This is a genomic window from Mycolicibacterium aubagnense (assembly GCF_010730955.1).
Lineage (GTDB): Bacteria > Actinomycetota > Actinomycetes > Mycobacteriales > Mycobacteriaceae > Mycobacterium > Mycobacterium aubagnense.
Genome location: NZ_AP022577.1, coordinates 642885 through 664236, shown reverse-complemented (window position 1 = coordinate 664236; position 21352 = coordinate 642885). Strand labels below are relative to the sequence as shown.

Genomic DNA, 21352 nt, shown 5'->3' with positions numbered 1-21352 from the left:
TTATGTATGTAACCATACATAATCGACGCACATGGGTCTATGCCTGCCGAAGACATGGCCTAACTGATCGACAGCCAGAGCACCAGGAACGCGGACATGCTGGTCAGGCACAGCAGATGGTCGCGGCAGATGGACCGGGCCAGGCGCGACTGTTCGGCAGCCGTCCCGCCCCGGTGTCCCAGCACCACTGCGTGCGGGACGGTACGCGCCAACGCAAGCAGGACCGGTCCGCCGGCGAGTACGGCGAAGGGCGGCATCAGCCACCCTGGCACACCGCCATGGAACTCGTGAAAAGCCAGTGCCACCAACAGGATTGCCATAACGGCGGCGATCAGCAGGCTCATCGGACGCGATGTGGTGGTGGCCCGGTGATAATAGGCGGCGATGGACGCCAGCACGGGTTCCGGCAGATCGGCCGACCTGCGATGGCGGAGCACCTGAACATCGAAGATCAGGTCCATCCACAAGACGGCGATCAGGAACCCGCTGCCGGCGGCCTCGATCACACGGAGGCGGCTTCGTTCAGCGCCTCGAGCCGGCCGGTGGCCTCCAGGTACTCCCGCACCCAGCGCTCGATCACCGCGGAGGTCTTCTCGACCTTGGTGAACTGACCGACGACCTGGCCGACGGGGTTGAAGGCGACGTCGACGCTCTCGTTGGGGTACTTGTGGGTGGCGGCCACCGCCATGCCGGAAACCATGTACTGCAACGGCATTCCGAGCGGCTTCGGGTTGCCCTCCCGCTCCCAGGCCTCGGTCCAGTCGTTGCGCAGCATCCGCGCCGGCTTCCCGGTGAACGAGCGGCTGCGCACGGTGTCCTTGCTGCTGGCCTTGGCATAGGCGGCGTGCTGCTGCTCGGTGTGCTCGCTCTCCTCGACCATCACCCACTGCGAGCCGGTCCAGGCGCCCTGGGCGCCCAGCGCCAGCGCCGCGGCGATCTGCTGGCCGCTGCCGATACCGCCGGCCGCGAGTACCGGAACCGGCGCGACCTCCTTGACGACCTGAGGCCACAGCACGATCGAGCCGATCTCGCCGCTGTGGCCACCGGCCTCGCCACCCTGGGCGATGATGATGTCGACACCCGCGTCGGCGTGCTTACGGGCCTGCGACGGCGAGCCACACAGCGCCGCCACCTTGCGGCCCTCGGCGTGGATGTGGTCGATCATGTCCTTGGGCGGCGTGCCCAGCGCATTGGCGATCAGGGTGCACTTCGGGTGCTGCAGCGCGACCTCGACCTGCGGGGTTGCGGTGGCCTCGGTCCAGCCGAGCAGCTGCAGCGCGTCGTCGTCACTGTGGTCGACCGGCACGCCGTGGTCGGCGAGGATCTTCTTCGCGAAATCGAGGTGTTCCTGCGGCACCAGCGCGTTGAGCTGCTTCTTGAGCACGTCGGGATCCAGGTCGACCTGGTCCATGCCCTCGTACTTGTTGGGGATGACGATGTCGACGCCGTAGGGGTGGTCGCCGATGTTCTCGTCGATCCACTTCAGCTCGATCTCGAGCTGCTCAGGAGTGAAACCGACGGCGCCCAGGACGCCGAAGCCGCCGGCTTTGCTGACGGCCACGACCACGTCGCGGCAGTGGGTGAAGGCGAAGATCGGGTATTCGATGCCGAGTTGGTCGCAGAGAGCGGTGCGCATTGGAGTTCCTTGTGCTGGTGCCGAGGCGGGAGTGGCAAAACTGAAACGTGTTCTAGTTTACTACCGCGTGGCGGTCCAGCGCGCAAGATTACGCGCGCATTTCGGCCGAGATTCTGGGCGAATGATGTTCCTGAACGTCAGGGTCGTGCGAGGCGCCGTAGCCAACCGGACCGGTCCCTGGGCGGGGCGGCGGCGCGCACCACCGTCCAGCCGAGTCGCTCCGCTTCGGCCGCCAGGCCGGGACGCGGGTTCACCGGAATCGGGTGCCCCACGGCGTGCATCAGCGGCAGGTCTTCGTCGCCGTCGGCGTAGAAGTAACTCTGTTGCAGATCAACGTCATTGGCCTGGCTGAACTCCTCGACCGCGGCGGCCTTCCGGTGGCCCCAGACGATGGGCCGGACGATGTCGCCGGTGAGGGTGCCGTCACCGTCGACGGTGAAGTGATTGCAGATGACGTGCTCGACGCCCAGGTAGCGGGCCAGCGGCATGACGTGCATGGTGAGCGCCGACGAACTCAGCACCACCGTGTGGCCCGACCGCTGATGGGTGTGCACGATCTCGCGCATCGTCGGGAAAATCCGGGCCTGCACATGGCTGTGGAACAGCTGCTCGCCCAGTGCCTCCTGCTCGGCCAGCGACTCGCCCCGCATGTAGCCCGCGGCCCGCACCAGCAACCGCTCAAACTCCATGCGGCGCAACTTGTATCGCACCGTCGCCTCGAGAATGCCGGTCAGTTCGCCGAAAGCCGCCTGCCGCTGCCGGAACCGGTGCGCGGCGTGGATGGTCGCGATGAAACCGGACACCAACGTGCCGTCGACGTCGAAGAAGGCACCGACGTTCGAGCTCGTCGCGCCAGGGTCATCGACGTCGACCGCACTGATCGGCCCCGTGATCGGCCCGGCGTTCGGCGCAGACATGCGACCAGTATGCCGGGATTCGCGCGCGGGTTCCCGGCGAGCAGTCGGCCGGGCGGTACCGTGACCCGTCATGGGACGCGTGGACGGAAAAGTTGCACTGATCACTGGCGGCGCACGGGGGATGGGTGCGGCGCACGCCCGGATGCTGGTCGCCGAGGGCGCCAAGGTCGTCATCGGCGACATCCTCGATGAGCAGGGTGAGGCGCTGGCCGCCGAACTCGGCGACGCCGCCCGCTACGTCCACCTCGACGTCACCGACGCCGATCAATGGGCGGCGGCGGTCGCGACCGCCGCCGAGCAGTTCGGCCTGCTCAACGTCCTGGTAAACAACGCCGGCATCACCGCCCTCGGCAAGATCGGCGAGTTCGACATGGCCAAGTGGCAGAAATGCATCGACGTCAACCTCACCGGGACCTTCCTGGGTATGCAGGCGGTGGTGGCGCCGATGCGGGCGGCCGGCGGCGGCTCGATCATCAACATCTCGTCCATCGAAGGCATGCGCGGCGCCACCCTGCTGCATCCGTACGTCGCGTCCAAGTGGGCGGTGCGTGGTCTGACCAAGTCGGCGGCCATCGACCTGGGCAAGGACAAGATCCGGGTCAACTCGGTGTTGCCCGGATTCATCCGCACGCCGATGACCAAATATTTTCCCGATGACATGATGACCGCGCCGTTGGGCCGGCCGGGGCAGCCCGACGAGGTAGCGACCTTTGTGGTGTTCCTGGCCAGCGACGAATCGTCATTTGCCACCGGCAGCGAGTTCGTCGTCGACGGCGGCCTGACGACCGACGTGCCGCACAAGTTCTGACCTCAGTGATTCCGAAACTTCCGGGCTGACGGGGCACAATGAGGTGCCCCCACATCGCGTATTCGGTTGTAGAAGCGCGTTCAGATGCTGAGTTTTCGGAGGGAGCAGGGCTATATCAACCGAGTTGCGCCGCGGTGTAGTGCTGGGTGCCGTCATGTCCCTGGTGCTGCTGTTCGCGTGCACCGGTGATCTGCCACGCCTGCTGAGGCCGATGAGCGCGGCCGCCGAAGTGGAGCTCGCGCAAGGCTGGCAGCTGGCGTCCGCGCAGGGCATGGTGGCCGGTGGCGCGCAGCTCAGCCGCGACGGATTCCCCGCCGCCGGTGCCGGCTGGCACCAGGTGCGGCACATGCCGGCGACGGTGCTGCAGACGCTCGCGGACGACGGCACCTACCCGGACCTCTACTACGGTGACAACCTGCTGACCAAGGTGCCGCAGGACCTGTACAAGCAGGACTGGTGGTACCGCACGACGTTCGTCGCGCCGGCCGGGCACTCGACCTACCGTCTGAACTTCCCGGGCATCAACTACCGGGCCGAGATCTGGCTGAACGGGCACCAGATCGCCGACAGCCGCCAGATCGCCGGTATGTACGTCGACCACACCCTCGACGTGTCGAAGTGGATCGAGCGCGGCCGCACCAACACGCTCGCGGTCAAGGTCACCCCGGAGCGGGCACTGCAGGACGTCGACGGCGTGGAGCTGGCCGACAGCTGGTTCGACTGGATCAACTGGAACTATCTCGGGTACCAGGGGCCGGGTAAGAACCCGGCCAACGGCAACTCGTTCGTGGCGGACCGCAATGCCGGCATCTTCAAGCCGGTCACCCTGAAGATGTCGGGCGACGTGGCGATCACCGATGCCACCGTGAACAGCCAACTGCCGTTGCCGCGCACCGACAGCGCCCAGCTCAGCGTCCGGTCGGGCCTGACCAACTACTCCGACCAGCGCGTCAACGGCGTCGTGCGGGCGACCATCACCCGCGCCGGCAAGGCGGACATCGACATCGAGCGACCGGTGTCGCTCGGACCGGGGGAGAGCCGCGACGTCACGTTCAGCCCCAACGACTACGAGGCGTTGCGGGTCGAGCACCCCGACCTCTGGTGGCCGTACACGATGGGCAAGCCCGATCTGTACGACCTGCGGCTGCAGTTCCTGCAGTACGGCCAGGCCACCGACGAGTTCACGCAGCGGTTCGGTATCCGGTCCATCGAGCAGGGGCGCGACGGCAGCGAGGACTTCCCACAGCTGGGTTCCGGCGGCAATTTCTACCTGAAGGTCAATGGCCGCGACTTCCTGGCGCGCGGAGCCACCTACACGCCCGACCTGCTGTACCGCGACGATCCCGATCGTGACGACGCGATCCTGCGCTACGTCAAGGATCTGGGTCTGAACATGATCCGCATGGAATCCAAGATTCCCGCTGCGCGCTTCATGGAACGGGCCGACGAGCTGGGCATCCCGCTGATGGTGGGCTGGATGTGTTGCAACCAGTGGGAGAAATGGCCGCAGTGGGGCCAGGAGGACCACCGGGTCGCGCAGGACAGTCTGCGCTCGCAGATCCTGATGTTGCGTTCGCATGCGTCGGCGTTCGTGTGGGCCAATGCCAGCGACGGTCATCCGCCGGCCGACATCCTTGCCGAGTACCACGACATCCTGCGAAAGCTGCACTGGCAGAACGCCGTTGTCGACACAGTGTCGTCGTATGCCACTGATCCGCAGGGCAACCGGCTGTGGGACGGCATCCAGATGGCCGGCCCGTACACCTGGCGGCCCCCGGCGTACTGGTTCAGCGGCGACTACGCGGCCGCCCGCGGCGCGTCGGCCGAACAGGGCGACAACGAACACATCCCGCCGTTCGCGAGCCTGCGAAAGTTCATCCCGCCGGACAAGCTCTGGCCGATCAACGACATGTGGTACTTCCACGCCGGTTCCAACCCCAGCAACGAGGCGCTGGCGAGCATCCGCGACGCGGTCGTCCAGCGCTACGGATCGTCCAGTGGCGCCGAAGAATTCACGCGCAAGGCCCAGCTCGCGCACTACGAGGCGACGCGGGCTCAGTTCGAGTCGTTCGCCGCGCTGGGCTGGGCCGACCGCAAGATGACGATCTACTGGATGCTCAACAACCACTGGCCGTCGTTCTTCGGCAACATCTTCGACTACTACCTGCGGCCCGGCGGTGCGTACTACGGCGCGAAGAAGGGCCTGCAGCCGCTGTCGGTCACCTTCGATTCGTACGCCACGGGCGACCACAGCACCGCCAAGATCAGCATCACCAACCAGAGCCCGGAGAATGCCGTCGGCCTGCGGGTTCGCACCCGGGTGTATGACATCAACGGAACCATGCGTGACGAGCGCGTCAGCGACCCGTACGACGTGGTGTCCGGCGCCGCCACCGTCGCGATGACGTTGCCGCGCGAGGTGCCCGACTCGCGGGTGTTCTTCGTACGGTGCGAACTGCTGAACCCGATCGGCGAGATCATCGCCGACAACAACTATTGGCAGTCGCAGCAGGACGACATCGGCGATCCCCACAAGGACGTCGCCTTCGAGCTGCACCAGACCGGTTGGGCCGATATGACGCCGCTGAACTACATGCCCAAGGCCCGGTTGGAGGTCAGCGCCGTCGGTTCCGTCAACGGTGACGGCCAGCAGGTGGTCGACATCTCCCTGCACAACCCGACCAAGCAACTCGCGTTCTTCGAGCGGGCGGAGCTGACCACCGCTCCGGACGCCGACGAAATCCTGCCGATCGAGTACAGCGACAACTACGTGACGGTCTATCCGGGGGAGACCGCGCATGTCCGGGGGCTGGTGCCGAAACCCGGCGTGAACGCGGGCTGGGTCCGGGTCGGCGGTTACAACACCCCGCCCGTGACGGTCCCGGTGACGGGTGGCCCCGCACCGCAGCCGGTAGCCGACGCCGCGTCCCGTGCCGCGGTCGCCGACCCCGGATTGGCCGAGCCGGACGTCCGGCCGGCGGCCCCTGACGCGGTACCGCGGGTGCTCCGGCCCGGCGCATGAGACATGATTATCAGTCGACCCGAAGGAGAAGCCGATGGCTGACGAACGATCCGCACTGGCTGCACACACCGCCGACACCGGCTGGCAGCGCCGGACCGACGACCGCGTCGACGTCTACCTGCGTGGCGCTTCTCGAGTGCGCGTGATCTGGCGCGGGGACGACGCGATCAGCGGCGGCTCGCGATTCCAGGACGACATCATGGAAAACTACACGCGCGAACTCGCCACCGTGCGCGCCTGGCTGGCGGGCTGACTCAGTCCGCAGTGCCCTCCGGTAGCGCCGTACTGTGATCGCCATGGGCGTTCGTGCGGGCATCGTGGTGACCGGAACCGAAGTTCTCACCGGGCGGGTCCAGGACCTCAACGGGCCGTGGCTGGCGGATCGGCTGCTGGAACTCGGCGTCGAGCTCGCCCACATCACCATCTGCGGCGACCGGCCCGAAGACATCGAGTCCCAGCTGAATTTCCTTGCCGCGCAAGGTGTGGACCTCATCGTCACCAGCGGAGGACTCGGGCCGACGGCCGACGACATGACCGTCGCCGTGGTGACCACATTCTGCGGCCGCGAGCTGGTGCTCGACGAGGGACTCGAAGAACGCATCGCCGAGATCCTGCGGTCTTTCATGGGCCGGTTCCCCGGCGCCGATTTCGACGCGGTGCGGGCCGCCAACCGTAAGCAGGCGCTGGTGCCCAAGGGCGGGAGCGCCGAGGGTGTCGAGATTCTGGACCCCGTCGGTACCGCACCCGGCGTCGTGGTCACCCGGACCGACGGTGCGCCGACCGTGATCGTCCTCCCCGGGCCGCCCCGTGAACTGCAGCCGATGTGGACCCGCGCCATCGAGACGGCCACCGCCCAGCGGGCGATTGCCGGGCGCACCATCTACACGCAGGAGACTATCCGGATGTTCGGTCTGCCCGAGTCGGGGCTGGCCGAAACCCTGCGGGAAGCGGAGACCCTGGTCGCCGGTTTCGCCGACCTGGAGATCACGACGTGTCTGCGTCGCGGTGAGTTGGAGATTGTCACCCGCTACGAACCCGACGCCGCCGAGAGCTACCGGCAACTGGCCGGACTGCTCCGTGAACGCCATGGGCACGAGGTCTTCTCCGAGGATGGCGCGTTGGTCGATGACCAAGTGGCGCAACTGCTTTCGGGCCGTACCATCGCCACGGCCGAGTCGTGCACGGCGGGCCTGCTGGCGGCTCGGCTGGCCGACCGGCCCGGATCGTCGGCCTATCTGGCCGGTGGTGTGGTGTCGTACTCCAACGAGGCCAAGGCCGACCTGCTCGGCGTGGACCCCGCATTGATCGCGACGCACGGTGCGGTGTCCGAACCGGTCGCCGAGGCCATGGCGGCCGGTGCCTTGCAGCGGTTCGGTGCCGACGTCGCCGTGGGTATCACCGGCATTGCCGGCCCCGGCGGCGGTAGCGCCGAAAAGCCGGTCGGCACAGTGTGTTTCAGCGTGCGTCTGGCCGATGGCACAATGCACACCCGGACCGTCCACCTGCCCGGTAATCGGGCAGACATCCGCGAGCGGTCGACGACCGTCGCCATGCATATGTTGCGCCGGGTGCTCAGCGGCCAGGTCGGCACAGCCTGACGGGCGTTACCGCGCGGCCTGGTCGGCGTCCCAGACCTCGAGAATCTTGGTCAGGATGTCTTCGGGCACACCGAGACCCGCGAGATGGCTTTCGCCGGGCAGCGTGTACATCTCGGCATCGGCAATTCGTGCCACCGCATGCTCGCCGTGGGCGTAGGGCACGATGTGGTCGGCATCGCCGTGCCACCAGCGCACCGGCACCTTGATGTCCTCCAGCCGGAAGCCCCAGTCGCGGGCGAACACGACGATGTCGGCGAACGGTGCGGCCAGCTGCTTGCGGCTGCCGTTGAGCAGGTCGTCGAGGAACATCGCCTTGAATTCGGGACGGCTCAGCAGGTTTCGATCGCCGTCCGGGGAGATCCGGGCGTACAGGTCGAGGGCGGGGGAGCCGAACGGCGCGGCCAGCTTCATCAACGAACCGGCCACCCAGCGGATCGGGGTGCCGGCGACCTCGATGACGGGCCGGACGATCTTGGCCAGCTCCATCAGCCCGCTGCTGATGCCGTCCTCGCCGATCAGCGGGGCGACGCCGCCGAGCACCGCGGCCATCACCACCCGGTCGGGCATGGCGGCAGCGGTGGCCAGCGTGTAGGGGCCGCCGCCGGACAACCCGATGACCGCGAACCGGTTGATGCCGAGGGTGTCGGCGATGGTGCGCAGATCGTCGGTGAACCCGAGCACGTTCTCGTACTGATACGGCGTCGACGAGCCGATGCCGGGCCGGTCGATGCCGATCAGCCGGATGTTCCTGCGGGCGGCGAAGGTACGGGCCTCGGTCGGGATCTGCCGGCGCGCGCCGGGCGTCCCGTGCAGCCAGAACACGGCTCGTCCCTGCGGATTTCCGAACTCTGCGAAACCGATCTGGCGGTCCTCGCCGACGGCGATGTTGCCTTCCAGCTTCGGACGATCGATCGACATGACCATGGCCGAATTGTCGCACGCAGATTCGCGCCGCTGACCGGCGGCGGCCCGACGACTATCCCGCGCTGCGGGCGTCGACGCGGGTCTTCCACAGGCTGGCCACCGTCGTCACGACGAGCGTGACGATGATGACCGCCAACGACAGCAGCGTCGGGATCTGCGGGACCGCGACGTGGTGGCCGCCGTTGATGAACGGCAGCGTGTTCTCGTGCAGCGCGTGCAGGACCAGCTTCACGCCGATGAACGCGAGGATGAAGGCCAGGCCCTGCGACAGGTAGACCAGCCGCTTGAGCAAGTCGCCCAGCAGGAAGTACAGCTGGCGCAGACCCATCAACGCGAAGACGTTGGCGGTGAACACCAGGTACGGCTCCTGGGTGAGGCCGTAGATCGCCGGGATCGAGTCGAGCGCGAACAACAGGTCGGTGGTGCCCAGCGCGATGATGACCAGGATCATCGGGGTCAGCACCCGCTTGCCGTTCACCACGGTGTGCAGCCGGCTGCCGTCCCACTGGTCGGAGGCCTTCAGGTATTTGCGGGCGAACCGCACCATCGAGTTCTCGGCGTCATCGTCGTGCTCGGTGTCGCGCACGAGCCTGGCTGCCGTGTACACCAGGAACGCGCCGAACAGGTAGAAGATCCACGAGAACTGCGAAATGGCAACGGCGCCAAGGGCGATGAAGATGCCACGGAAGATCAGCGCCAGGATGATGCCGATCAGCAGAATCTCCTGTTGCAGGACCCTGGGCACTTTGAAGCTGGCCATGATGATCAGGAAGATGAACAGGTTGTCCACCGACAGGCTGTATTCGGTGAGCCAGCCGGCGAAGTACTCCACGCCGTACTCGCCGCCGTGGAACTTCCACACCCAGATGCCGAAGGCGATCGCGAGGCCAACGTAGACCCCCAGGTAGCCGGCGGTTTCCCGGGTGGTGGGCTCGTGTGGCCGGCGGCCGATCACCACCACGTCGAACAGCAGTACGGCGATCGTCACACCAAGGGTGATCGACCATTCCAGCGTAGAAACATTCATGCGAGCGTGCCTCCGGGCGTCAGTGAACGACCGAGGTCTCGACCGCCGCCGGAACGGCCCGCGGTACCGGCTGCCCGACGTTGGACAACGTGATGACGACACCGCGGCGAAGGAATACTCCCCTCGAGTGCCATTATCGCAGACGGGTGGGGATCGGCCACACCGCCGGGGTCACGCTGTGACAAGCACGGTCAGTTGCGCGCCGTCGCGTTCGACGCGCATCCCGGCTCGACGTGCGACGGTGGCGACGGCAGCGGCGTCGTTCGGCTCGGCCCGGCTGCCGGCCAGCGCCCGCGCCAACCGTCCTTTGTGGGCCTTGTTGAAATGGCTGACGACGGTGCGGCGCCCGTCGGGGTGCTCGGTGTAGACGTCGACCGTCACCGCGCCGGGGATCTTGCCGAGCGCCTCGTATGAGCCGGACCGCAGGTCGACGATGAGCTCCTGCTGCTGGAGTTGGGCCAACACAGGCTCGAGGACGGGCTTCCACCGGCTGGCCAGGGTGCCGCCGGCAGGCAGCTTCGATGATGCCGACAGCCGGTAGGCCGGAATCGGGTCGTCGGCGCGCAGCAGCCCGAACAGCGCCGATCCGACTGCCAGCCGGGCCCGGGCGCGTGTCGCGGTGGCACCGCGCAGCGAGCCGACGTCGAGGGCGTCGTACAGCACCCCGGTGTAGCGCTCGATCGCCGGCATCGTCGCTGCGCTGTGCAGTTCGGCGTTGCGCTGTATCTCCGCGTCCTGCGCGGCGGAGATGGCGAGGGCCTTGCGGCTGGCTTCCGGGTCGGCGGCCAGGGCGACGAGCTCGTCGACCAGCGCCCTCCGGAGTGGCGTGAGTTCCGGCACACTCAACGTGCCGAGCTGCAGCGGCGGTCCGTCGCCACCTGGGCGCTTGGTCTCCGAGGGCGGCAGCAGCACGATCACGGCGACGACGGTAGCTGACGCTGGTTGGTACGGCGCGTACCATCTACCTGTCATCAGGGGTCTTTGCTTTGCCGCTGTGGTCACGGTGGCCTAAAGTTCGGTACCTACTGACGTCGGGGCCGAGGTCGGTGGGCCGAGGTTCCGTACCTGCGGTGATTACCAGGGAATGCTGGGGTGGTTATGGGTAGGAACGCCAAGTTCGCCGTTGACATGCGGGTGCGCGTCAACCGGGGCGACGCCAAGGACGTGCGCGGTGTGATTGTCGAGGACTACGGCGACCACGCGGGCTATTCGGTCGATGTCGGTGAGAGCCATATTGTCGACGCAGCACGCCGCTGGGCTGTTCTGCTGGACAGCGGATCACTCGTTTTCGCCGACGACGCGCATCTGAAGCCGGAGTAATCCGGCGCCTTTCGTCACGGTTGTCCGAGCATCCGGTCAACCAATCGCGATGAGCAGCGGGACCAGCTGCTCGGCATCTGTCCACGACCCGTGTTGTCCGATCAGGGCGGACTCGAGCGGTTCGACCGTCCTCCGTAGCAGTCCCGCATTGTCGCGCGCCGCCGCCACGACGTCACCGATCCGGCTCCGCGCCGCGTCACTCACCCGCGCACCGAACCACCCTTCGTCGATGGCCTGGTCTTTCGTCCGGACCCAGGCTTTGCCGTCCAACGTTTCCCGCCACCTGTCCGCGACGGCGTCGGCCGCCCCGTCGACGACGTAGACGTGCCGGGCGCGGGCCTCCCCGGCGACGGCGACAACGCCGTTCAGCAGATCAGGACGCGAATCGATGTCGACGATCTCGGCTTCGTCGAGGTTGACCATGCCGTGGTCGGCCACGACGGCCAGCAGTCCACCGGCAGGCAGGGCATCGACGATCGATTCGACCAGCCGGTCGACCTGTCGCAACTGCATTCGCCACGCCGTCGACCCCGCGCCGTACAGATGGCCGAGCATGTCGAGGTCGGCGTGATAGCCGTAGCAGAACCCGCCGTCGGCGACGGCCTGCTGAACCCGGGCCGCGAGGTCGCCGAGCCGATGCACCCCGACGTACTGCCCGCCGCGCAGCACCGCCCGGGTCAGACCCGAGCCGGTGAATTCGGCACCCGAGATGACGCTGACGTCCATGCCGGCTTCGGTGGCCCGATCGAAGGTGGTCGGCAGCGGTTGGACTTCCTCCGGCATCAGCACGTCGCGGAGATCGGCGCCGAAAGGATGTGGCGTCCAGCGCAGCGCGTTGATCACGCCGTGGTCGGGAATCCGGAATGAGTAACCGACCATGCCGTGTTCGCCGGAGCGCCGGCCAGTGCCCACCGCGGCGAGGCCTGCGCTGGTGGTCGCGGGGTAGCCGACACGCACGCTCCGCCCACGCAGGCCCGCCAGCACGGGGGCGTCGCCCGCGTAGGCGTCCAGCAGCTGGGCGCCGAGGCCGTCGATCAGCAGGACGCAGGCACCCCGAATGCCGTCGGGCAGGTCGATGGGACGGTGGACCCCGTCGAGTTGGGCTCCTGCCACACCCATCGCTGCCAGCACGGCCGGCACCACATCGGCCAGATGCGGCGCGTCGGGCCGCGGCCTCGGACCATCCATGGCCGCGAGCATAGGGATTTTCCGCCCGAAGTAAACGGAGTTATCGGCTGCGAATCAGCATCCGCATCCGCGGTGAATTCCCATTCGGCGCCGTGAATAGGCACGACGCAATCAGCGGGCGGCGCGAGCAAATGCCGCGACTGCCGTAAGTGCTATCCGCCCCAGCCGCGAGTGCCGTCCCAGCCGCCGCACATTCCGTTGAGGCAGCCGTGGCCGAAGCCGCCGGTGAATGGGTTCCAGCCACCGCACCCCTGCCAGTTCGCACCGCTGCCGCAGCCACCGCCGCCGCCCTGGCCATCGGGGCCGCCATAGCCGGTGTTGTCCGCGACCACGGTCCGGTTCGGGCTCACGGTTCCGGAGAGTGTCAGCACCGCCGCCGGAGCGGCAACTAGCGCTGCTGTGGCGGCCACCGCGGCGACCGCTGATGTTGTGAATTTCCGCCTAATTAGCATGTCTACAGAATGCTCTCGGGCGCCGGGATATTCCACTCTTTCGTCTGCCTCGGCAGATATCTGTGAGCAGCGTTACTGCTGGGAGCGCGTGTTAGAGAAGTGCATTACCGGCGGGTATCCCGCGGCCGGGAGTGTCGCCAAGAAAAGTCACAGGTTTCCGATCAGGGTCCGGGTCGCCGCCGCTGTTACCCTTTTCCCGTCATGAGTGTTGTGCCGAGCGGTGAGATCAAGGCACTGTCCGGCCTGCGCATCGTTGCCGCAGTGTGGGTGGTGTTGTTCCACTTCCGCCCGCTGCTGCGTCAGGCTTCTCCGCCGCTGAGCGAGGCCCTCGCCCCGATACTCGACTGCGGCGCCCAAGGCGTCGACCTGTTCTTCATCCTCAGCGGATTCGTGCTGACGTGGAACTACCTCGAGCGCATGGGGCCCGCGTGGTCGACGCGCGCGACACTGCATTTCCTGTGGTTGCGGCTGGCCCGAGTGTGGCCGGTCTACCTGGTCACGATGCATCTGGCCGTCGCCTGGATCATCTTCACCCTCAACGTCGGCGACTTCCCGTCGCAGGCTGCGGCCACCCTCACCGGTCCCAACTATCTGCGCCAGCTGTTCCTGGTCCAGCTGTGGGTGGTGCCGTTCTTCGACAACTCCAGCTGGGACGGCCCCGCGTGGTCGATCAGCGCGGAATGGCTGGCCTATCTGCTGTTCGGGTTGTTGGTCATCGTGCTGTTCCGCGTCGCCCGGGCCAGCCGGGCGCGTGCCCTGCTGTGGCTGGCCTTCGCCGCAACGTTGCCGCCGCTGCTCTTCCTGGCCGCGACCGGCGAGTTCTACACGCCCTGGAGCTGGCTGCCGCGGATCGTCCTGCAGTTCACGGCAGGTGCCCTCGCGTGCGCCGCGGTGCGCAAGCTGAACCTGACCGACCGCGGCCGAACCCTCGCCGGCGTGCTGTCAGTGGCACTGCTCGGCCTCATCGTGGGCCTCGTGTACTGGTTCGACGCGCATCCGGTCCCGACGATCCGTGATGACTTTGGCCTCGTCGACATCTTCTTCCTGCCGCTGGTGGTGGCTTTGTCGGTCGGCGCCGGAACCCTGCCCGCACTGCTGTCGGCCCGGGTCATGGTCTACGGCGGCAAGATCTCGTTCAGCCTGTACATGGTCCACGAACTGGTGCACCAGAGCTGGAACTGGGCCGCGGCGCAGTACCGAATCGACATGTCCCCGAGCTGGGGGACCAAGTTCGTCGTGCTGGCCCTGCTGGCGGGGTCCTTCGCGGGGGCGGTGCTGCTGTTCCATTACGTCGAAGAACCGGCGCGGCACTGGATGCGCCGCATGGTCGGCCCCGCGGACAATTCGAAAGCTGTTGCAGGACAACGTAAACTGCAGGCGATATCTGACGACGACGTCAAGCGCGCTGAACGGGCGGGCTGACCGAGTACGGCGAATCACCGACTGGATCATGGGAGAGCAGTGCGTCATCTGACCACCTTGTTGTTGGCAGCTGTGCTGTGCGTGTCGTCCGTGGTGAGCGCGCCCGGATCGGCGCACGCCCATCCGAACGTGCGCCCGGGTACGCCGCCCGACCGCGTCGCGGTGATCAGCGATTCGTATACCAACGGCACGAACTTCGGTGGAGAGGGTCCGCGGAGCTGGGCGGCGCAGGCGGGCCGGAACCTGGATGCCTGGGGCGTCCCGATCGCCGCCGACGTCGCCGCCGAAGGCCGCGCCGGGTACGTGGTGCGCGGCGACCACGGCAGCATCTTCCGGGACCTGACCGCGCGGGGCGTGCGTCCGGACGACGCGCTCGTGGTGTTCTTCGGTTCGCGCAACGACCAGGGCGCCGACCTCATGCAACTGTCGGCGATGGCGCACGACGCGTTCATGCTGGCCCGGGCGACGGCGCCGGGTGCCAAGCTGCTGGTGATCGGGCCGCCGTGGCCGACGGCCGACGTGCCGCCCGCGGTGCTCCAGATCCGCGACGTGCTCGCCATGCAGGCCGGCATGGCCGGTGCCACGTTCGTCGATCCGATCGCCGAGCGCTGGTTCGTCGATCGTCCGGATCTGATCGCGCCCGACGGGGTGCACCCCACCGATGCCGGGCACGACTACCTGGCGGGGCTCATCGCGCCGCGGATCAAGGCGGAACTGCCTACTCGTTGATCGGCAGGTCGTCCCGCACGTCGTAGCGGACGTCGTTGCCGCCGTCCTCGCGGGCGCGTTCCATGGCCTGCGCTGCCACGGCCAGCAGCGCGTCGATGACGATCTCGGGTGGGTGCACCGTCAGCGGGGCCAAGGGGGTGACCACCACACCGATGCTCGCGGTCACCCGTGACGGTGTGGACTTCATGGCGCCCTGGACCCGGTCGATCAGCGGCGACGCGTCGGGGGTGGTGAAGGTGTCGGCGATGATGAAGTCACTGTCGGAGATGTGCGCGGCGATCGCGTTTCGGCGCACCGTCTCCCGCAACGCCTGGCTGACGTCGATGCGGGCCCGGTTGGCGCGCCGGGGACCGGACATGGACGACAGCAGGGGAAAGCTGTCGATGCTGACCACGGCCAGCACCATGTGACGGTCGTCCTGCCGGTTCCGGGCAGCGAGCAGGTTCGCGGCGCGTGAATAGAGGCCGTCCGTGTTGAGCATGCCGGTCAGCGGCTCGATCTCACTGTGGTGGATGTCCGTGGAGCTCAACCCGATTGCCACGCGGCAGGTGACGAACACGAAGACGTTGAGCAGCGCGATGATCAGCACGGCGCAGGCGGCCAGGGCGGGGTCGTGGTACCCGATCTGAATCGCCAGGTATCCCAGGGTGAGCCCACCGAGGGTCCAGGGGCCGGCGAGCACGCTGGGACGGTGCAGGAACGCCACGTAGCCGCTGGAGAAGATGAACGCGCTGGTGGCCAAGAGTCCGAGCATGGGGTCGGACATGATCAGGCAGGCGGCGCTCATCGGGATCGAGCCGAGGGACACCGAGACCGCGGAGAACCGCTGGGACGGCCAGGAATGGCGGAGCCAGGCGGCGCCTACACCGAGCGCGAAGACTCCGATGGCGATGGCGACGGCTTCGCGCACCGGCCCGTGCGGGCCGGCCGGGCTGAATATCAGCAGTGCGGGAACCATACCGAGCACGGCGTTGAGAGCGGCGATCACGCGACATGTTCTGGTCTGCAGGCCACGCGCGGCGAGTAGTGAGGTGAGCCAGTAGTAGTGATTCAGTCCGGCAGCGGTCATGCGGGTGCCCGACGGTCTCCCGCGGCAGCCGACCGGCGAACCGGTGGGCCTGTCACGCTGCGTTGCATATGCAGCAGATTAACAATCCCGCGGCGAGATTTCGGCGGCCGTCGGCAAACTCTGTGCAGACGCTCAGCCTTTGGGTCAGTGCCCGTGGGCGAACCGAAAGGCGGCATTCGCCGGTTCCGGCGATTTCCCTGCGGACCGGCAGCCGGCCGCCTAAAGTGTATGCGGAACAACGGCTTTGACCTCCGCGAATGACGGTCGGCGGATGGATTCCAACGCGACATCGCGTGACACACATCACTACGAAGTCTTGACTCAGTCCAAAAAAGGGCGTAGAAGTGATCATGTGACAACCGATTACACGGAGCAGCTGCGTTCCGCAGATCTCCGTGTGACCCGGCCTCGCCTCGCAGTCCTCGAGGCGGTGACCGGGCGGCCGCACGCCGATACGGAGACGGTCTTCGACGCGGTTCGCGCCATCCTGCCCGACGTCTCCCGTCAAGCGGTCTACGACGTGCTGGCCGCCCTGACCACGGCCGGGCTGATCCGGCGCATTCAGCCATCAGGGTCGGTGGCACGGTACGAAACCCGGGTGGGGGACAACCACCACCACGTCGTGTGCCGTTCCTGTGGCGCCATCGCCGACATCGACTGCGCCACCGGCGAAACGCCCTGCCTGACCCCGTCGGACAGTCACGGCGTGCTCGACGGCTTCGTTGTCGATGAGGCCGAAGTCATCTACTGGGGCATGTGCCCCGACTGCGCTACCGCTACAACTTCACGATCACATCCGTGATCGCAGCTCAATTCACCACCCTCGAAAGGAAGTGCCGTGCCTGAGGAAACTCACCCTCCGATCGGAGAAGCACAGACCGAGCCCGCCGAAAGCGGTTGCCCGATGCGCATCAAGCCGCCTGTCGAGGGTGGTAGCAACCGGGACTGGTGGCCGGGCGCGGTCAACCTGAAGATCCTGCAGAAGAACCCGCCGGCCATCGATCCGACCGACGAGGGCTACGACTACCGACAGGCCGTTCAGAGCCTCGACTTCGAAGCATTTGAGCGCGATTTCGACGAGCTGCTGACCAATTCGCAAGAGTGGTGGCCGGCCGACTTCGGCCACTACGGCCCACTTTTCGTGCGGATGTCCTGGCACGCCGCCGGCACCTACCGGGTCGAGGACGGCCGCGGCGGCGGCGGGCGTGGCATGCAGCGATTCGCTCCGCTGAACAGCTGGCCCGACAACGTCAGCCTGGACAAGGCGCGGCGCCTGCTGTGGCCGCTCAAGAAGAAGTACGGCAAGAAGATCTCGTGGTCCGACCTCATCGTCTACGCCGGTAACCGCGCGATGGAGCACATGGGCTTCAAGACGGCGGGCTTCGCGTTCGGTCGCCCGGACTTCTGGGAGCCCGAGGAGGACATCTACTGGGGTTCGGAGCACGAGTGGCTGGGGTCGCGGGACCGCTACGCGGGAACCGACCGCACCAAGCTGGAGAACCCGCTGGCCGCCAGCCACATGGGCCTCATCTACGTCAATCCCGAAGGCCCCGAAGGTAACCCGGACTACCTGGCTGCTGCCATCGATATCCGTGAGACCTTCGGGCGCATGGCGATGAACGACATCGAGACCGCGGCCCTGATCGTCGGTGGTCACACGTTCGGCAAGACCCACGGCGCCACCGACATCGAGAACGGCGTGGAGCCCGAGGCCGCACCGCTGGAGCAGATGGGCCTGGGCTGGGCCAACCCCGGCCTCGGCAACGACACCGTCAGCAGTGGCCTCGAGGTCACCTGGACGCACACCCCGACCAAGTGGGACAACAGCTTCCTGGAGATCCTCTACGGCAACGAGTGGGAGCTGACCAAGAGCCCGGCGGGCGCCAACCAGTGGAAGCCCAAGGACGGCGGCTGGGCCAACTCGGTGCCGATGGCACAGGGCACCGGCAAGACCCACCCGTCGATGCTGACCACCGACCTGTCGATGCGGTTCGACCCGATCTACGGCGAGATCACCCGCCGCTGGCTGGATCACCCCGAGGAGCTGGCCGAGGAGTACGCCAAGGCCTGGTTCAAGCTGCTGCACCGTGACATGGGACCGGTCGTGCGTTACCTCGGTCCGCTGGTGCCCAAGCAGACCTGGCTGTGGCAGGACATCGTGCCGGCCGGCAAGACGCTGTCCGCCGCTGATGTCGCAACCCTCAAGACCGCCATCGCCGAGTCGGGCCTGTCGGTGCAGCAGCTGGTGAACACCGCGTGGAAGGCGGCGGCCTCGTTCCGCTCGAGCGACATGCGTGGTGGTGCAAACGGTGGTCGCATACGGCTGCAGCCGCAGCTCGGCTGGGAGGTCAACGAGCCCGACGAGCTGGCTCAGGTGATCCGCAAGCTCGAGGAGATCCAGCAGGCGTCGCCGACGGGCGTGTCGTTCGCCGACCTGGTGGTCCTCGGCGGTGTCGTCGGCCTCGAAAAGGCCATCAAGGACGCCGGTTTCGACGTCGCGGTGCCGTTCACCTCGGGCCGTGGCGATGCCGGCCAGGATCAGACCGACGTCGAGTCGTTCGCCTACCTCGAGCCCAAGGGCGACGGCTTCCGGAACTTCGTCGGCAAGGGTGACACCCTGCCGTCCGAGTACCGGCTGATCGACCGGGCCAACCTGCTGGGTCTGTCGGCGCCGGAGATGGCCGTGCTGATCGGCGGTCTGCGCGTGCTCGGTGCCAACCACGGTGGTTCGGACCTCGGCGTACTGACGCAGAACGTGGGTCACCTGACCAACGACTACTTCGTCAACCTGACCGACATGTCCACCAAGTGGGCTCCGTCGCCGGCAGATGACGGCACCTACGTCGGCACCGATCGTGACAGCGGCGCACCGAAGTGGACCGCCAGCCGGGTCGACCTGCTGTTCGGCTCGAACTCGCAGCTGCGGGCGCTGGCCGAGGTATACGCCGAGGATGACGCCAAGGAGAAGTTCGTCAAGGACTTCGTCGCGGCGTGGGCCAAGGTGATGGACGCCGACCGGTTCGACATCCGGTAACGACCTGATCCAGTACCCCGTGGGCCGTTCGGCCCACGGGGTACTGTCGTTTTGTGCTCCTCGACGAACTCCGCTGGTTCGTCGTCCTGGCTGAAACCGAGCACGTCACCGCCGCCGCGGAAGAACTGGGTGTTGCCCAACCGACGCTGTCGCGGGCCTTGGCCCGCTTGGAAAACCAGGTCGGCACACCGCTTTTCGATCGCATTGGTCGCCGTCTTCAGCTGAACGGCTACGGCCGGATCATGCTCGAACATGCCCGCCGCAGCATCGCCGAGATGGATGCCGCGCACAGCCGGATCGACGCCCTGCTCGATCCGGACAGCGGCCTGGTGCGGTTGGCCTTTCTGCATTCGGCGGCCAATTGGTTTGTACCGGAGGCGCTTCGGCAGTTCCGGGCGCTGGCGCCGGCCGTGCGGTTCGAGTTGTTCCAGGGTGCGGCGCACGACATTGCGGAGCGGCTGCGTACCGGCCAGGCCGATGTCGCGATCACTTCTCCGCGGCCGGCGCAGGTGCCGTGCACGTGGCGGGTGTTGTATGTCGAACGGCTCTGTCTGGCGGTGCCCGCCGATCACCGCCTGGCCGGGCGGGCGCGCGTGCGCTTGGGTGAGGTGGCCGACGAGACCTTCATCGCACTCGGCGCGGAATTCGGGCTGCGTCAGCTGACCGATCAGGTCTGGGCCGAGAGTGGCATCACGCCCGAGATCGCGTTCGAAGCCATGGAGATTCCGACGATGGAGGGCCTGGTGGCTGCGGGCTTCGGCGTCGCGGTGGTGCCGGTGCCGCGGCCGGGTCGTGGCGATCCTTCGGTGACGTACATCCCATTGTCCGACACCCGGGTCAAGCGCGAAATCGGTATGGCATGGGTTCGGGGTCGCGAATTGCCTCCTGCCGCAGGGCGATTCGCCGAGTTCGTGACCGCGGCGGGCTTTTGATGCGATATGTGCATGAGTCAACCAAAAATGATGTATTGGACACATGAATAGGGCGTTTCTAGCCTTCTGCTTGTGACTGTTGAAGCGCCTGCCTGGACCGGCCATGTGCGTGGATCCACCGACTACCGCAGGCTGCTCGGTGCGCTGTTCTGCGCCGGTGTCGCGACATTCGCGCAGCTGTATTCGCCGCAGGCCGTCCTACCGTTGATCGCCCGCAGCCTGGGTTCCGGCGCGGCGGCATCGGCACTCATGGTGTCGGCATCGACAATCGGCTTGGCGCTGGGCGTGATCGGCTGGTCGACGCTGGCCGACCGGATCGGCCGGGTGCGTGCGATGTCCTATTCGGTCTGTGTGGCAACGGGTTTGGCATTGCTGGTGCCTTTCGCGCCGACGTTTCAGCTGCTCCTCGCCGGCCGATTCGCCGAAGGTCTGGCACTCGGGGGAGTGCCGGCGATCGCGGTGGCCTACCTGACTGAGGAGATCGAGGCCGGCCACGCCGCGCGGGCGGCCGGCACCTACGTCGCCGGCACTACGATCGGCGGGTTGCTCGGCCGTCTGGTCGCGGCACCGGTGGCCGAGCTCACCGACTGGCGGTGGGCCATGTTCGTCGTCGGATTGCTCTGCAGCGCAGCGGCTGTCGGGTTCATGCGGCTCGCACCCGAACCTCAGGGGTTCGTCCCGGCCGGCGAGCAATCCGAGGGCTCCCTGGCGCACCGATTGGCCGCCAACCTCCGTAGCCCCCGGCAGCTGGTGCTCTATCTGCAGGGCTTCCTGCTGATGGGCGGATTCGTGGCGATGTACAACTTCCTCGGCTTCCGGCTGAGCGCGGCGCCGTTCGGCTTGCCGCAGACCGTCGTCAGCCTGGTGTTCGTGGCCTACCTGGCGGGTACCTGGGCATCGGCGTGGGCCGGGGCCGCGGCCAGTCGCTACGGCCGGCGTCCGGTACTGCTGGGCAGTGTCGTGGTGATGGGCGTTGGTGTGGTGATCACGTTGAGCCACAACGTGTTTACGGTCCTCGCCGGTCTCCTGATCGCCACCGCGGGGTTCTTCGGTGCGCATGCCACCGCGTCGGGCTGGACGGGCCAGCTGGCCACGGTGGGCAAGGCGCAGGCCGGCTCGCTGTACAACTTGGCCTACTACGCCGGCTCGAGTGTCATCGGATGGGTCGGCGGCATCGCGTTCGATGCCGCCGGGTGGACGGCGGTGGCGGCCGTCATCGTGATGCTCGAGGTCGTCGCCGGAGTGGCGGCTGCTGCGGTGCTGCGCGATTGACG

General features: G+C 67.1%; 20 protein-coding genes. 11 read left to right on the top strand and 9 right to left on the bottom strand.

Annotated elements, in window-relative coordinates; genetic code table 11:
* Positions 1-59: 59 nt before the first annotated feature.
* The 3 genes from G6N59_RS03365 to G6N59_RS03355 form a co-directional block, all read right to left on the bottom strand.
* Positions 60-506 carry a hypothetical protein gene (locus G6N59_RS03365; RefSeq protein WP_234884123.1) on the bottom strand — a complete coding sequence of 149 codons (447 nt, stop codon included), beginning with the start codon at positions 504-506 and terminating at the stop codon, positions 60-62.
* Complete coding sequence (locus G6N59_RS03360) at positions 503-1636, bottom strand: nitronate monooxygenase (protein WP_138229373.1); 1134 nt, start codon at positions 1634-1636, stop codon at positions 503-505. Before G6N59_RS03360 ends, G6N59_RS03365 begins: the two co-directional genes overlap by 4 nt.
* A 137-nt stretch (positions 1637-1773) precedes the next feature.
* Positions 1774-2553 carry an HAD family hydrolase gene (locus G6N59_RS03355; RefSeq protein ID WP_138229372.1) on the bottom strand — a complete coding sequence of 260 codons (780 nt, stop codon included), beginning with the start codon at positions 2551-2553 and terminating at the stop codon, positions 1774-1776.
* 70 nt (positions 2554-2623) lie between these two features.
* Between G6N59_RS03355 and G6N59_RS03350 the strand changes: the two genes are divergently transcribed.
* The 4 genes from G6N59_RS03350 to G6N59_RS03335 all read left to right on the top strand — a co-directional run bounded on the left by G6N59_RS03350 (position 2624) and on the right by G6N59_RS03335 (position 7981).
* Positions 2624-3361, top strand: a complete 738-nt coding sequence (locus tag G6N59_RS03350) for a glucose 1-dehydrogenase (protein WP_138229371.1) — start codon at positions 2624-2626, stop codon at positions 3359-3361.
* A gap of 154 nt (positions 3362-3515) precedes the next feature.
* On the top strand, positions 3516-6383 hold the full coding sequence (locus G6N59_RS03345; RefSeq protein ID WP_234884122.1) for a glycoside hydrolase family 2 protein: 2868 nt from the start codon (positions 3516-3518) through the stop codon (positions 6381-6383).
* A 34-nt stretch (positions 6384-6417) separates the two neighbouring features.
* Positions 6418-6636, top strand: coding sequence for a hypothetical protein (locus G6N59_RS03340; protein WP_138229370.1), 219 nt, complete (start codon positions 6418-6420; stop codon positions 6634-6636).
* Between the two features lie 43 nt (positions 6637-6679).
* Entirely contained in the window at positions 6680-7981 is a 1302-nt protein-coding gene (locus G6N59_RS03335; RefSeq protein ID WP_138229369.1) for a competence/damage-inducible protein A, read from the top strand.
* Between the two features lie 6 nt (positions 7982-7987).
* On the opposite strand, the gene G6N59_RS03330 is transcribed toward G6N59_RS03335, so the two are convergent.
* The 3 genes from G6N59_RS03330 to yaaA form a co-directional block, all read right to left on the bottom strand.
* Positions 7988-8905 (bottom strand): alpha/beta fold hydrolase, encoded by a 918-nt coding sequence (locus tag G6N59_RS03330; protein WP_138229368.1) that lies wholly within the window; start codon positions 8903-8905, stop codon positions 7988-7990.
* Positions 8906-8957: 52 nt separating this feature from the next.
* Positions 8958-9932 carry a TerC family protein gene (locus G6N59_RS03325; protein ID WP_138229367.1) on the bottom strand — a complete coding sequence of 325 codons (975 nt, stop codon included), beginning with the start codon at positions 9930-9932 and terminating at the stop codon, positions 8958-8960.
* A 171-nt stretch (positions 9933-10103) separates the two neighbouring features.
* Positions 10104-10850, bottom strand: coding sequence for a peroxide stress protein YaaA (gene yaaA, locus G6N59_RS03320; RefSeq protein ID WP_138229403.1), 747 nt, complete (start codon positions 10848-10850; stop codon positions 10104-10106).
* A gap of 180 nt (positions 10851-11030) precedes the next feature.
* Here yaaA and G6N59_RS03315 point away from each other — a divergent pair, with 180 nt between their 5' ends.
* Positions 11031-11252 carry a hypothetical protein gene (locus G6N59_RS03315; protein WP_234884132.1) on the top strand — a complete coding sequence of 74 codons (222 nt, stop codon included), beginning with the start codon at positions 11031-11033 and terminating at the stop codon, positions 11250-11252.
* A 36-nt stretch (positions 11253-11288) separates the two neighbouring features.
* Here the strand turns inward: G6N59_RS03315 and G6N59_RS03310 are convergent, their stop codons facing one another.
* Both G6N59_RS03310 and G6N59_RS03305 read right to left on the bottom strand, forming a co-directional pair.
* A complete protein-coding gene (locus tag G6N59_RS03310) occupies positions 11289-12440 on the bottom strand; it encodes an alkaline phosphatase family protein (RefSeq protein WP_138229366.1) in 1152 nt (383 codons plus the stop codon).
* Positions 12441-12592: 152 nt separating this feature from the next.
* Positions 12593-12892, bottom strand: coding sequence for a hypothetical protein (locus G6N59_RS03305; protein WP_163910906.1), 300 nt, complete (start codon positions 12890-12892; stop codon positions 12593-12595).
* Positions 12893-13093: 201 nt separating this feature from the next.
* Between G6N59_RS03305 and G6N59_RS03300 the strand changes: the two genes are divergently transcribed.
* Positions 13094-14314 carry an acyltransferase family protein gene (locus tag G6N59_RS03300; protein WP_138229365.1) on the top strand — a complete coding sequence of 407 codons (1221 nt, stop codon included), beginning with the start codon at positions 13094-13096 and terminating at the stop codon, positions 14312-14314.
* Between the two features lie 39 nt (positions 14315-14353).
* Positions 14354-15043 carry an Rv0518 family GDSL lipase gene (locus tag G6N59_RS03295; protein WP_138229364.1) on the top strand — a complete coding sequence of 230 codons (690 nt, stop codon included), beginning with the start codon at positions 14354-14356 and terminating at the stop codon, positions 15041-15043.
* On the opposite strand, the gene G6N59_RS03290 is transcribed toward G6N59_RS03295, so the two are convergent.
* On the bottom strand, positions 15033-16112 hold the full coding sequence (locus G6N59_RS03290) for a GGDEF domain-containing protein (protein ID WP_138229363.1): 1080 nt from the start codon (positions 16110-16112) through the stop codon (positions 15033-15035). The two genes, G6N59_RS03295 and G6N59_RS03290, sit on opposite strands and share 11 nt — an antisense overlap.
* Positions 16113-16464: 352 nt before the next feature.
* Here G6N59_RS03290 and G6N59_RS03285 point away from each other — a divergent pair, with 352 nt between their 5' ends.
* The 4 genes from G6N59_RS03285 (at position 16465) to G6N59_RS03270 (ending at position 21350) form a co-directional block, all read left to right on the top strand.
* On the top strand, positions 16465-16914 hold the full coding sequence (locus G6N59_RS03285) for a Fur family transcriptional regulator (RefSeq protein WP_138229362.1): 450 nt from the start codon (positions 16465-16467) through the stop codon (positions 16912-16914).
* A 36-nt stretch (positions 16915-16950) separates the two neighbouring features.
* Positions 16951-19146 carry a catalase/peroxidase HPI gene (katG, locus tag G6N59_RS03280; protein WP_138229361.1) on the top strand — a complete coding sequence of 732 codons (2196 nt, stop codon included), beginning with the start codon at positions 16951-16953 and terminating at the stop codon, positions 19144-19146.
* Between the two features lie 53 nt (positions 19147-19199).
* Positions 19200-20078 (top strand): LysR family transcriptional regulator, encoded by an 879-nt coding sequence (locus G6N59_RS03275; RefSeq protein ID WP_138229360.1) that lies wholly within the window; start codon positions 19200-19202, stop codon positions 20076-20078.
* Between the two features lie 66 nt (positions 20079-20144).
* Positions 20145-21350 (top strand): MFS transporter, encoded by a 1206-nt coding sequence (locus tag G6N59_RS03270; RefSeq protein ID WP_163911897.1) that lies wholly within the window; start codon positions 20145-20147, stop codon positions 21348-21350.
* The last annotated feature ends 2 nt before the right edge of the window (positions 21351-21352 follow it).